At 72.9% G+C, this 12,116-nt stretch carries 10 protein-coding genes, 1 tRNA gene and 1 other RNA gene; 11 read left to right on the top strand and 1 reads right to left on the bottom strand.

The genetic code is table 11. The features are described 5' to 3' along the window. The first annotated feature begins 97 nt into the window (after nt 1-97). The 8 genes from ACXJKB_RS11935 to ACXJKB_RS11900 all read left to right on the top strand — a co-directional run bounded on the left by ACXJKB_RS11935 (nt 98) and on the right by ACXJKB_RS11900 (nt 8,986). Nucleotides 98-1,465 carry a hypothetical protein gene (locus ACXJKB_RS11935; RefSeq protein ID WP_457188577.1) on the top strand — a complete coding sequence of 456 codons (1,368 nt, stop codon included), beginning with the start codon at nt 98-100 and terminating at the stop codon, nt 1,463-1,465. Between the two features lie 169 nt (nt 1,466-1,634). After that, a complete protein-coding gene (locus ACXJKB_RS11930) occupies nt 1,635-1,946 on the top strand; it encodes a WXG100 family type VII secretion target (protein ID WP_179618679.1) in 312 nt (103 codons plus the stop codon). A gap of 36 nt (nt 1,947-1,982) precedes the next feature. Further along, nucleotides 1,983-2,273 (top strand): WXG100 family type VII secretion target, encoded by a 291-nt coding sequence (locus tag ACXJKB_RS11925; protein WP_191194118.1) that lies wholly within the window; start codon nt 1,983-1,985, stop codon nt 2,271-2,273. Nucleotides 2,274-2,422: 149 nt separating this feature from the next. After that, complete coding sequence (gene eccD, locus ACXJKB_RS11920) at nt 2,423-3,805, top strand: type VII secretion integral membrane protein EccD (protein WP_457188574.1); 1,383 nt, start codon at nt 2,423-2,425, stop codon at nt 3,803-3,805. Nucleotides 3,806-3,808: 3 nt separating this feature from the next. After that, nucleotides 3,809-5,233 (top strand): type VII secretion protein EccB, encoded by a 1,425-nt coding sequence (locus ACXJKB_RS11915; RefSeq protein ID WP_457188572.1) that lies wholly within the window; start codon nt 3,809-3,811, stop codon nt 5,231-5,233. Continuing rightward, nucleotides 5,233-6,504, top strand: a complete 1,272-nt coding sequence (locus tag ACXJKB_RS11910; protein WP_457188570.1) for a S8 family serine peptidase — start codon at nt 5,233-5,235, stop codon at nt 6,502-6,504. Before ACXJKB_RS11915 ends, ACXJKB_RS11910 begins: the two co-directional genes overlap by 1 nt. A gap of 65 nt (nt 6,505-6,569) precedes the next feature. Then, nucleotides 6,570-7,637 (top strand): sugar phosphate nucleotidyltransferase, encoded by a 1,068-nt coding sequence (locus ACXJKB_RS11905; protein WP_457188568.1) that lies wholly within the window; start codon nt 6,570-6,572, stop codon nt 7,635-7,637. A gap of 47 nt (nt 7,638-7,684) precedes the next feature. Continuing rightward, nucleotides 7,685-8,986 carry a UDP-N-acetyl glucosamine 2-epimerase gene (locus ACXJKB_RS11900; RefSeq protein ID WP_457188566.1) on the top strand — a complete coding sequence of 434 codons (1,302 nt, stop codon included), beginning with the start codon at nt 7,685-7,687 and terminating at the stop codon, nt 8,984-8,986. A 49-nt stretch (nt 8,987-9,035) separates the two neighbouring features. Here the strand turns inward: ACXJKB_RS11900 and ACXJKB_RS11895 are convergent. Then, nucleotides 9,036-9,124 (bottom strand) — tRNA-Ser (locus ACXJKB_RS11895). Nucleotides 9,125-9,219: 95 nt separating this feature from the next. Between ACXJKB_RS11895 and ffs the strand changes: the two genes are divergently transcribed. The 3 genes from ffs to ACXJKB_RS11880 all read left to right on the top strand — a co-directional run. Further along, an RNA gene (gene ffs, locus ACXJKB_RS11890) (signal recognition particle sRNA small type) lies at nt 9,220-9,310 on the top strand. 125 nt (nt 9,311-9,435) lie between these two features. Next, complete coding sequence (locus ACXJKB_RS11885; RefSeq protein ID WP_457188564.1) at nt 9,436-10,593, top strand: hypothetical protein; 1,158 nt, start codon at nt 9,436-9,438, stop codon at nt 10,591-10,593. Between the two features lie 99 nt (nt 10,594-10,692). Further along, on the top strand, nt 10,693-12,116 hold a 1,424-nt coding region (locus tag ACXJKB_RS11880), incomplete at its 3' end, for a DNA polymerase III subunit gamma and tau (RefSeq protein WP_457188562.1).

The following is a 12,116-nucleotide window of genomic DNA, read 5'->3' as shown; positions in this document are numbered from 1 at the left end:
AAGTCGCGACGATGATAGGTGCTGCCGTACCGACCGCACCTGCGACTACTCTCCAGCGGGTGGTGCTCGTACCGTGGGCAACGCAGAGGGGGAATCCGTGTCGGACGTCGCGATGTCCAGCAGTGCTCGCGCGACCATCGCGCTGAGCGTCCACGGCCCGGCCGGGGTGCTCGACCTCGTCGTGCCCGCCGGCGCGACCGCCGTCGACGTCGCGCGGGAGTACGCCAAGCAGGCCGACGTACCCGGCATCCCGCTGCTGCAGACCGCCCTCGGCGAGCGGCTCAACGCCGCCGTGCCGCTGGGCGAGGCGGGCATCCAGCCCGGTGACGTGCTCGTCGCGACGACCGGCGTGCACCGGCCGCGCCGGATGACCCTCCTCCAGGCCGCCAAGAACGCCCCGGAGAGCCCCGCGCTCGCCGCGATGATCGCCTGGGTCGCGGCGCTGGTCGCCGCACTCGCCGCCTGGTACGCCGGCCGCGCGGGCGACGACGTCGTGCGCACCGTCGCCGTCGGCGTGCTGCTCGCCTGCTCGATCGCCGGAGTGCTGCCGGTCGGTCGTCACGCCCGACAGCGTGCGGCCGCCGCACCGGCGTTCGCTGCCGCCGCGGCGTTCGCGGCACTCCACGAGCCGGGCATCCACCTGCTCCCGGCCGTCCTCGGAGCCGCCGGCATCTCGGCGGCCGTCGTCGCCGGCATCGGCCGCGCCCTGTCGGTCCACGACGACGAGGTGAGCACGGTGTGGATCGTCAGCGGCCTCACGGTCTTCGCCTGCTGTGCCGTCCCGGCGATGCTCGGCTGGGACGCCCGGGTCACCTGGACGCTGCTGGTCTTCCTCTCGATGATGGCGGCGCGCTTCGCGCCCTCCCTCGCCGTCGACGTGCCCGACGAGGCGCTGCTCGACCTCGACCGGCTGGCCGTCACCGCATGGTCCGCCCGCGACAGCCGGCGCCAGGGTCGCCGCGGCCGCATCGTGGTCGCCGGCGACGCCATGGAGCGCCTGGTGCACCGGGCCTCGCGCATCGTCACCGGCGCCGCGGCCGCGATCATGGTGACGATGCTGGTCGCCAGTCCGCTGCTGCTGCACACGGCGACCATCGACCTCGACCGCATCGGCGCCCGCTGCCTGGTCTTCTTCGCGGGCTGCTCGCTGCTCCTCGCCGCCCGGTCCTACCGCCACGCGGCCGCACGGATCCTGCTGCGCCTGGCCGGCCTCGGCGCGCTCGTGGCGCTGGCCGTGCACCTCGCCGCGGGGCCCGGCGCGAGCCACGTCGACGTGTTCTTCTACGTCACCGTCGGGCTGGGCGTCATCGCCCTCGCCGCGGCCGTGGCGGCCGGCCGCGGCTGGCGGTCGGTGTGGTGGTCGCGCCGCGCCGAGGTCGCCGAGTCGTTGTGCGGCAGCTTCGCCTTCGCGTCTGCCGTGGTCGCGGCCGGGGTCTTCCGGCGCCTGTGGGAAATGACCTCCTGATCGACATGGGTCCGTCGATCGGTGGATTCATGTTTAGGCCCAAAGCGGTCGGGTAGATGCACGTCAGCGCGGGGGGCCGGGACGTCTCCCCGAGCACCGGATCACCAGTCCAGTGAGTCACCAACACACAACACTCGGTCGGTTCGACCGCCGAGGGAGAAGGATCGACATGAGCGAGATGTACGGCCAGACAGAGAAGGCCCTCTCCAAGGGCGCCGACTTCGTCGACCAGGCCCGCGGCGACGTCAAGAACAAGTGTGGCGTCCTCTCCGGCAACATCCAGACGATGATGGGTGGATGGGGCGGCCAGGGTGCCACCGCGTTCAACAACCTCATGATCGCCTGGGACCAGAAGCAGGAGACCATCCTCAAGGCCCTCGACCAGCTCTCGGCCTCCATGAAGGAGACGGAGCGCGACAACGTCTCGACCGACGAGTCGCAGTCCGCCAACCACGCCAACCTCCAGGGCCGTCTCGGCTGACGCCGGCACCCGACTTCTGAGAACTAGGAGATCGACATGACTTTCGACGGAATCAAGGTCCAGCACGGCACCCTCGACGCCGGTGCGGCCGACGTGATGAAGGCGGCCAAGGACATCGAGTCGCGCCTCGACCAGCTCGAGAACGAGCTCAACCCCCTCAAGGCGGACTGGAACGGTAACGCCAAGATGGCGTACGACCAGGCCAAGGCCAAGTGGGACCAGGCGATGTCCGAGATGACCCTCCTGCTCCAGCAGGCCAGCCAGGGCGTGGACTCGTCCAACGCCGAGTACAAGGCGGCCGACGCCCGGGGCGCCAACCGCTTCTGAGCACCGCACACCGTCCGAGGCCGGTCGTCCCTCCGGGGACGTCCGGCCTCGTGGCATTTTCGCGAGCGGCTTTCGCCTAGGCTGCTCCCCGTTCAGTGCCCAGGCCCCGCGGCCGACGCAGCTGCAAGGACATTCAGGGGGAAACACCAATGAGTCAGGGGTCCTCGGTCGCCTCAGGCCTGGTCCGGGTGACCATCGCCTCGGGATCGCGACGGGTCGATCTCGTGCTGCCGGGCTCGATCCCGGTCGCCGAGCTCGTTCCGGAGCTCGCCCGCTCGGTCGGCCTGCTCGACGCCTCCACCGTCTACGGCGGCTACCGCCTGGTGACCCAGGAGGGCCGGATCCTGGTCAACAACGCCGGCCTGACGATGCAGGGCATCGAGGACGGTGGCCTCCTGACCGTCTCCGCCGGCGTGGACGACAAGGCCCCGCGCGTCTACGACGACGTCGTCGAGGCGATGGCCGACGTCGTCGAGAACGAGCTCAAGCCGTGGGAGCCGGCGGCAGGACGGCGTACGGCGCTGGGTGCGGGCAGCATCCTGCTCGGCCTCGGCGCGCTGGCCCTCCTCCTGCTGGGCGAGAGCGTGCTGGGCGGCGTCGCCGCGGCCGTGATCGCGGGACTCCTCGTCGTCGGCGGCATCGTGCTCACCCGCGCTCAGGGCGAGCCCGAGGCCGGGGTCGTCGTCTCGCTGCTCGCCGCCGTCTACGCCGCGGTCGCCGGGCTCCTGCTCGCACCCGGTGACCTGCCCGCCTGGAGCTGGCCGCTGGACGACGCGTTCTTCTCCGACGCACTCCTCTTCGCCGGGCTCGGCGTCCTCGCCGTCGGGCTGGTCGCCGTGGTCGGCCTCCAGGGCGGCCGCGCGCTCGTGATCCCGGCCGTCGTGGTCGGCGCGGTGGTCGTCGCGGGCTCGGTGCTCATCCGCGTGTTCTCGCTCGAGCCGTCCACCGTCTTCGTCGTCCTGCTCACCCTGGTCGTCCTGGCCGGCAGCATCTTCCCGTGGCTCGCCCTCGGGGTGACCGGCACGAGAGTCGACCAGCTCTACTCGCTCCACGACATCACCGCCGACCCCGACGAGATCGACCCGGACGAGGTCGCCGACGACGCCCGCGTCGGCCACGAGATCCTGCTCGCGGTCTCCGCCTCGGTCGGCACCCTCCTCGTCCTGCTCGCCCCGTTCGCCGTCGGGCGCGGGGTCTACGGCACGATCCTGGCCGCCGTGTGCTGCCTGGCCGTCATGTTCCGCACCCGCCAGTACCGCACCGGCTCGGAGGTGCTCGCCGGCCTCGTCTCCGGCATCCTCGGCCTGGTCTCGGTGGCCCTGTCGATGCTGCTCATCCACGACGGCTGGCGTGCCGGAGCCGCGATCGGCCTCGCCGGCTTCGGGGCCGTCCTGCTCGCGCTGACCCTCGTGCCGGCCTCGCCGTCGGTGCGCCGCGGCCGCATGGGCGACGTCGTCGAGACGATGACGCTGCTCGCGCTGCTCCCGCTGATGGTCCTCGCGGCCGGCTTCGTCTCCGCGGTGGCGGGCTGATCGATGGCCACCAAGAAGGACCTCGTCGAGGCCCACGCGTTCAGCCGCCGCCGCCTCGTCACCGCCTTCGTCTCCGGCGCCCCGGGCGGCCGTGAGGTGGAGCCGGTGAAGCCCGGCCGCGTGCTGATCGGCGGTGTCGCCCTGTCCGTCCTCCTCCTCGCCGGAGCCGCGATCGCGGGGTTCCTCCTCGGGCGCCCGCCCGCGCAGTGGCTCGACGAGGGCAGCTTCGTGATCTCCAAGGACACCGGCGAGCAGTACGTCGTCCTGCGCGGCGGCGACGACCCGTTGCTCCAGCGGGTGCCCAACTACGTCTCGGCCCAGCTGCTGCTCGGACAGGACGAGCTCACGCCGTTCACCGTCCGCGACAAGTACATCCGCACCGTCCAGCTCGGTGAGGACCTCGGCATCGACGCCGCGCCCGCCAGCCTCCCGTCGGCGGACGAGCTGGTCAACGACGGCTGGACCGCCTGCACGGGGGACGGGGTCGGCATCAAGGTCGCGATCCAGCGCACGCCGACCGTCGAGGACCTGGCGGGGTCCGCCTTCCTGGTGAGCAGCGAGGGCACGACCTGGCTGATCGCCACCGCGCCGGCCGTCGGGAGCAAGCAGGGCAGTGCCTACCGCTTCCCCATGCCCGAGGACGAGACCCAGTCCTCGACGCTGGGCGACCGGCTCGGGTTCGGGGCGTCGGCGACCGAGGTCGACCCCGACTGGCTGAACCTGTTCCGGCTCGGCGAGCCCCTCGAGAAGGCGTCCTTCGGGGTCACCCGGCCCGGTGAGCCCGTGCCCTACGGCAGCACCGGCACCGACCTCTCGCAGTACCGCATCGGCGACCTGCTGCTCTCCAGCAGCGGCTCCTACTACCTCCTCGGCGACGAGAAGCCCGAGCGGCTCAGCGACTTCGCCGGCATGGTCTACGGCGTCGTCGAGCAGCCGGCGCAGGAGCTCCCGGGCGACCTCTCCGCCTCCTTCGGGGACCCCAGCACGCCCGCGGAGTGGCCCAGCGACGTACCGCAGCCGATCACCAACGGTGCGCTCTGCGCGGTGCTCCACCCCGCGACCGGTGCCGACGCCACGTTCAGCCTCGCGACCAACCCGACCGGCGCGGCCGACCCCTACCGCGACGACGTGCGCCCCGGCCGCCACGCGGTCGACGTCGAGCCGAGCGCTGGCGCCTACGTGCTCTCCGGCTCGGGTGAGGCCGCCGACGCCGGCACCCGCTACGTCATCGACCCCAAGGGCGAGAAGTACGAGCTGGTCGGCTCGGAGGTGCCCGACTTCCTCGGCTACGGCGACGTCGAACCGCCGCTCGTGCCGAGCGCGTGGCTTGAGTTCTTCCAGCCGGGCGTGCAGCTGTCGACCAACAGCGCGCGCCGGGTCCCCGAGGACGCCCCGCCGGCGGACGACGCGGCCGCGGACGCCGGCTGATGGCTGCACCGTCGACGGGTCGTCGCCTGCCCCTGCCGCGCCTCCCGTCCGTGCGTACGACGCTCGCCGCCGGCCTGCTCGCGGCCTCGGTGGTGCCGCTCGGGGCGCCTCCCGCCGCCGCCGACCACGATGCCCCCTGCCTCGAGTCGGAGGTGCCCGACTCCGAACGGCTGGCCGACACCCACACCAAGGACAACCTCGCCTTCGAGCGGATGCACGTCGAGCAGGCGCAGGAGCTCGCCACCGGCAAGGGCGTGAAGATCGCCGTCATCGACAGCGGGATGGTCGGCATCCAGGGGCTCGACATCGCCGGCGCGACGGCCATCGCGGGCGTCAACCCCGACACCCGCCTCTCCGGACACGGCACGATCGTCGGCGGGCTCATCGCCGGGCCGCGCGGCGTCGCGCCCGACGCCCAGGTCCTCGACGTCAAGGTCTACGACGCCGACGACGCCGACACCACGCAGGGTGAGCGGCCGCTGACGTCGGCCGGCATCGCTGCGGGCATCGACGCCGTCATCCGGGCGCAGCCGCAGCAGCAGGTCGACATCGTCAACATCTCCCTCGCGGTCCGCCAGCCCGACCCGGAGCTCGAGGCCGCGGTCGCGCGCCTCGTGGACCTCGGGGTCGTCGTGGTGGCAGCCGCGGGCAACGTCCCGGTCGGCACCCCCGACTCCGGCTTCGCGGGCACGCCCGACAACGACGCCGACGTCTTCCCCGCCGACTACCCCGGCGTGCTCGCGGTCAGCGCGACCCCGCCCGGCGACGAGAGCCCCAGCACCTACGTCCTGCCCAACCTGGACACCGACGTCGCCGCGCCGACACTGGGCGCGATCTCGGCCAACGCCACCGGTCAGGTCTGCGTCGTCGACCAGGTCGCGACGTCGTGGGCGAGCGCCGAGGTCACCGGGGTCATGGCCCTGCTCAAGCAGCGCTTCCCCCGCGAGACCCCCCAGCAGCTGGTCGCCCGGCTGCAGGCGACCACCGAGGGAGCCGGCGCTCCCGAGGGCCCGGACGGCAAGGCGACCAACCCGTGGACCGGGGCGGGTGTCGTGCAGGTGCACGACGCGCTCACCCGGGAGATCAAACCGGGTCGCAAGGGCAAGGTGGAGACCACCGTCCAGGAGGTCCGCGCCGACGCCCAGGCCCCGCCCGCGCCCCAACGCATCGACCTGTTCGGCACGCCCCGCGCGATCCTCCTGTGGTCGGGGCTCGTCGCCGGGTCGCTCCTCGCGCTCGCCTTCATGCTGCGCCCGTTGCTGCGACGGTGAAGCCGGAGGCCGGGACGCCCGTCGAGACGTGGCCGCCCCGACGCGCCGCATGATGGAATCAGCACATGCCTGACACGTTGGACGAGCCCGTGGCCGTCATCCTCGCCGGCGGCCAGGGCTCACGCCTGTGGCCGATCAGCCGGGACCGCGCGCCCAAGCAGTTCCAGCCCGTCGTGCGCGACCGTCCGCTGCTCACCGGCACGATCGAGCGGCTCAGCGAGATCGTGGACCCCAGCCGCATCCACGTCTCGACGCGTGCCCGCTTCGCGGACGCGGCCCGGGCGACCCTCGGCCCGGTGCCGCCGGAGAACCTGATCCTCGAGGAGGACCCGGCCGGCCCCGCGACGGCGTTCGCCCTGAGCGTCGCGACGCTCTTCCACAAGTACGGCAACGCGCCGGCGCTGATCGCTCCCTCGGACCACCTGATCACCGAGGAGGACGCCTTCAACGCGGCCTCGCGCGACATGCTCGCGCAGCTCGAGCGCACTCCCGAGTCGATGGTCGTGCTGGGCGCGGAGCCGACCCGGTTCGACGCGAGCCTGGGCTACATCCACACCAAGGGCGGCGACGACGCCGTGCAGGTGATCGACTCCTTCCACGAGAAGCCCGACGAGGACATCGTCAGCGAGCTGGGGGAGTCGGGCAACCTGTTCTGGAACACCGCCTGCTACGGCGTACGCGTCGGGCGGGCCTGCGAGGCCTACCGCACCGCGCTGCCCCTCATCTTCGAGTCCATCGAGCGGTTCGCCCGCGGCGCGACGTCCGACCAGGGCTACCGCGGGGCGTCCATCGGTGGCCACGAGATCTACCCGCTGATGTGGGCCGGCATGGAGTGCCTCGTCGTCCCGCGGCAGCTGGGGTGGACCGACGTCGGCACCTGGACGCGCCTCGAGCGCGTCCTGGACGACCAGCGGGTCACGTCCATCGGTCCCGCGCTCCAGCTCGACGCAGAGAACACCCTCGTCGCCAGCATGGACGGCCGACCGGTCGTCACGCTCGGCGCGCGGGGACTGATCGTCGTCACGCACGAGGACGCGGTCTACGTGCTCGACCGGCAGAAGGCGCTGGACACCGGCATCCTCGAGCGGCTCCGCTCGCTCCTCGCGGCCAGCAGCCGCGAGGACCTCCTCTGACCGCGCCGCCGCGGTCCCCGTCCAGCACGCTCCACCCGAAGGAACCCATGTCCCACGAGAACAGCCAGCACATCGTCGTCGTCGGCACCAAGCCCGACATCATCAAGCAGGCGCCGATCTACCACGAGCTGCGCGACCGCGGCCACGACGTCGTGCTGTGCCACACCGGCCAGCACTACGACCACAACCTCTCGCAGTCGATGCTCGACGAGTTCGGCGTCCGTGAGGACATCAACCTCGAGGTGCGCGGCGGCGTCAACGACCTGGTCTCCGGCATCACCGCCAAGCTCGCGCAGTACCTCCGCGGCTTCGCCGAGCGCGGCGGCTTCCCGATCACCTACGTGCACGGCGACACGACCACCGCCATGGCCGGCGCCCTCGCCACCTTCGGCGAGCGGCAGGCGCTCGTGCACGTCGAAGCCGGTCTGCGCACGCTCTCGCCCAAGCCCGAGGTGCTCAAGGGCTGGCTCGAACAGGGCGCCGACCTCGACTGGGCGTCGTTCCGTGAGCAGTCGTTCGACCGCGCCAGCTGGGCCAAGGGCAGCCGCGAGCCGTCGCCGGAGCAGTTCAACACCCGGGTCGCCGACGCGGGCTCCGACCTGCACGCCGCCCCCGTCGAGCTCAACCGCGAGTTCCTCATCGAGGAGGGCTTCGCGCCCGCCGCGATCGACGTCGTCGGGAACTCGGTCGTCGACGCGCTCGCGCAGGCAGTCGCCGGCAGCGACAGGAACCAGGTGCTGCAGAAGTTCCCGCAGATGGGCGACGGGTCCTTTCTGCGCTTCTGCGTCCACCGCCGCGAGAACACCACCAACCGAGACCGCTTCAACCTGCTGATGGACGCCATGGAGGCGCTGCTCGAGCAGGGCCACCACGTGCTGTTCATCCGGCTGCTCGGCACCGAGGCCGCGATCGACAACTTCGGCCGCCGCCAGTGGCTCCAGGACCTCGAGGAGAGGTACGGCGACGCGCTGATCTCGACGCCCGTGTGGGACAGCTACCTCGACGTCGTCGCCGCGATGTCCATGTGCGCGGTCATCGCCACCGACTCCGGCTCCATCGTCGAGGAGGCCAACGTCCTCGAGGTGCCGTGCGTGACCCTGCGCTTCGGGTCCGACCGCTCCGAGACGTTCCTCGCCGGCAGCAACTTCCTCGCCCCGCCCGTCGACAAGGACCTGATGACCAGCGTCATCCACCACGTCTTCGAGCACCGCGCCGAGCTGTCGTGGGACCGGGTCTACCCCGAGAAGGCGTCCGCGATGCTCGTCGACGCGGTCGAGCGACGGCTCGATCAGGGGAGCCTGCTGATCTCCGAGGAGTGGCGCTACGGCCTCCGGGCCCAGCTGCGCTGACCGGCGTACGACGAAGGCCCCGCACCAGCAGGTGCGGGGCCAACGTGTGTGGCGGAGGTAGGGGGATTCGAACCCCCGAGGGCTATTAACCCAACCCGCTTTCCAAGCGAGCGCCATAGGCCACTAGGCGATACCTCCGCCGAGGAGAGTACCGGTCGGCCCGGCGGCCGGTGAAATCGCCCACCGAGCCCTCGGTTTGGGTGGCCGTCCGGGCCTCGCCTAGACTCCCCGCCAACCCCCCACGCGGCGTCACCTCGCCCAATTCCCCCAGGGCCGGAAGGCAGCAAGGGTAAGTGAGCTCTGACGGGTGCGTGGGGGGCCTCTTCATGTCCGGGGGTCCGCAGGAAGACCCTCGATCCGAGGCTTGACGACGTGGCCCGGTCCCGCGTTCGCTGAGGGGTGCAGGACTTCTCGGGCCGTCTCCTGCAGACAGCCCCGTGGAGGTCCCGATGACCTGTGTCCCTCGTCTGGTGCTCGCCGGCGTCCTCCTCGGCACCTCGCTCCTGGCCCTGGGGCCGGTCGCGGCCTCGGCGCGTCAGCCCGGGGACGACGCGGCGCGCACCGCCCGCGCGCCCCGGACGCGCATCAGCATCGCCGTACGCGGGTGCCGGGACTGCTCGGTCCAGGCCTCCCGCTACCTCCCGGCCGAGGGCGGCCAGCCGTGGTACTCCCACCGCCGCACCGTCGACGCCTCCGGACGGGTGGCGTTCGTCGTACCCACCGCGAAGACGCCCGGGTTGACGTTCCTCGTCGACGCGCCGTGGCACGGAGCGGACGGCGTGGCGGCGGTCATGGCGGCCCGCTACCGCGGCTTCGCGGTCGGCGAGCGGGTGGACGACCGCCAGGCGGCGCGGTCCCGACGGGGTGAGGCCTGCTGGGCCGGGACCACCGATCAGCGGGCGCGGATCGTGATGCGCGTCGCGCGCTTCCGGTCGCGGACGTTGACCGGGGGACCGACGTGGCACCCGCGGGCGTGGGCCGTGCGCGGGCTGGCGACGACGCCGCCGATGTCGATCGCCCCGCACGGGTCGATCGGCACGCAGTACGCCATCGGCTGCTCGGCGCCCGCCGCCGCCAGCCGGGACCGTCGCGCGGGGATGACCGAGCTGACGCTCCGGGTGCCACGGTGCTCCGGCTGCCGGGTCGCCCTCGGGCAGTGGTTGGACCCGACGCGCGCCCCGTGGCGCTCGGCCACCCGGACGGTCGCCGGTGGCCGCGTCAGGTTCGACGTCCGCAGTGCGCGCACCCGCGGCATGTTCGTCGCCCTCACGGCGCCGTGGGAGGGGGTGACGGGCTACCAGACGTTCGCGGTGTTCCGCTACGGCGACCACCGGCCCGGCGACCGGGTCGGCTTCGCAGCCGCGCGGCGCGAGACCCAGGGCTCCGCCTGCTGGGCGGGCACCCGGGCAGCGCGTCGGACGATCACCCTGGCCGCGCGCGAGGTGCGGGTGCTCGCGCCGATCAGCGGGCAGCACGTCCGTGGCACGCTCGCGTGGGTGCCGAGCCAGCAGCGGACCTGGGGCCCGGACCGCCCGGTCGACGCCGGCGTGCTCGGGTCGGAGGAGGCGATCGCGTGCGGTCCCACCGCCCGGCCGCGGGTGGGCTGAGCGCCTCGTCCCGGCCTGCTCGGCGCCGGGAGCAGCCGCGGTCCCGACAGCCGTCGCCCACGGTGGTCGCTGTGGGTGGGCACGGTTAGGGTTCACGACGTGGAGTCACCGCTCGCGCTCTATCGCCGCTACCGGCCCGAGACCTTCCAGGAGGTCATCGGGCAGGACCACGTGACCGAGCCGTTGCGTGCGGCGCTGGCGGCCAACCGCGTCAACCACGCCTATCTCTTCTCCGGCCCGCGCGGCTGCGGCAAGACCACCTCGGCCCGCATCCTCGCCCGCGCACTCAACTGTGCGCAGGCCCCGATCTCCGATCCCTGCGGCGAGTGCGACAGCTGCCGCGACCTCGCGCGCGGCGGCCCGGGCTCCATCGACGTCATCGAGATCGACGCGGCGTCCCACGGTGGTGTGGACGATGCCCGCGACCTCCGCGAGAAGGCGTTCTTCGCCCCGGTGCGCGACCGCTACAAGGTCTACATCATCGACGAGGCCCACATGGTCACCACGCAGGGCTTCAACGCCCTGCTCAAGCTCGTCGAGGAGCCGCCGCCCCACCTGCGGTTCATCTTCGCCACGACCGAGCCCGACAAGGTGTTGCCGACCATCCGCTCGCGCACCCACCACTACCCCTTCCGGCTGATCCCGCCGCGGCTGCTCAGCGACTACCTGTCCCAGCTCGCCGCCGAGGAGGGTGTGGCGATCGAGCCCGCCGCCCTGCCGCTCGTCGTGCGTGCCGGCGCCGGGTCGGCGCGTGACACGCTCTCCGTGCTCGACCAGCTGCTCGGTGGCGCCGGTCCCGGCGGGGTGACCCACAAGGTGGCGACCGACCTGCTCGGCTTCACGCCCGACTCGCTCCTCGACGAGGTCGTCGAGGCGTTCGCCACCCGTGACGGTGCGGCCGTCTTCTCGGTGGTCGACAAGGTCGTCGAGACCGGGCAGGACCCGCGCCGCTTCACCGAGGACCTGCTGCGCCGGCTGCGCGACCTCGTCATCGTCACCGCGGTGCCCGACGCCCCCGCGACCGGGCTCATCGACGTCTCGGAGGACGCCGGCGAGCGCCTCGTGGCCCAGGCCGCGCGCTTCGGTGCGATCGAGCTCAGCCGGGCCGCCGACATCGTGGCCGCCGGCCTCACCGAGATGCGCGGCGCGACCGCGCCCCGCCTGCTGCTCGAGCTGCTCTGCGCACGCGTGCTGCTGCCGGGCGCCGACCACACCGCCGACGGCGTGATGGCCCGCCTCGAGCGGCTCGAGCGCCGGATGGACGTGACCGGCGCCCCGGCGCCCGCCGCAGCCGCCGCTCCGTCCCGACCGGCCGCCCCTGCCGTGGCCCCGGCGCCGTCCGGAGCACCGTCGGCTCCTCCGCAGGCGGCGCCCCCCGCCGCCCCCCAGGCGGCTCCCCAGTCCGCGCCCGAAGCCGCACCCGGGGCCGCACCCGGGGCCGCGCCGTCGTCGGCGCCGCAGGCACCCCGAGGCGACGAGCCGGTCCCGCCGCCCCCGATGCCGGTGGCGCCCACGGGCGTGCC

It is taken from the genome of Nocardioides sp. P5_E3, assembly GCF_054049275.1.
Note: the sequence above shows the minus strand (reverse complement) of the source record. Positions and strands in the feature narration are given on the sequence as shown.

Coding starts and splice junctions, on each gene's coding strand:
- ACXJKB_RS11915 (WP_457188572.1), top strand. CDS start 3,809: ATGGCCACCAAGAAGGACCTCGTCGAGGCCCACGCGTTCAGCCGCCGC.
- ACXJKB_RS11910 (WP_457188570.1), top strand. CDS start 5,233: ATGGCTGCACCGTCGACGGGTCGTCGCCTGCCCCTGCCGCGCCTCCCG.
- ACXJKB_RS11905 (WP_457188568.1), top strand. CDS start 6,570: ATGCCTGACACGTTGGACGAGCCCGTGGCCGTCATCCTCGCCGGCGGC.
- ACXJKB_RS11930 (WP_179618679.1), top strand. CDS start 1,635: ATGAGCGAGATGTACGGCCAGACAGAGAAGGCCCTCTCCAAGGGCGCC.
- ACXJKB_RS11925 (WP_191194118.1), top strand. CDS start 1,983: ATGACTTTCGACGGAATCAAGGTCCAGCACGGCACCCTCGACGCCGGT.
- ACXJKB_RS11900 (WP_457188566.1), top strand. CDS start 7,685: ATGTCCCACGAGAACAGCCAGCACATCGTCGTCGTCGGCACCAAGCCC.
- ACXJKB_RS11885 (WP_457188564.1), top strand. CDS start 9,436: ATGACCTGTGTCCCTCGTCTGGTGCTCGCCGGCGTCCTCCTCGGCACC.
- eccD (WP_457188574.1), top strand. CDS start 2,423: ATGAGTCAGGGGTCCTCGGTCGCCTCAGGCCTGGTCCGGGTGACCATC.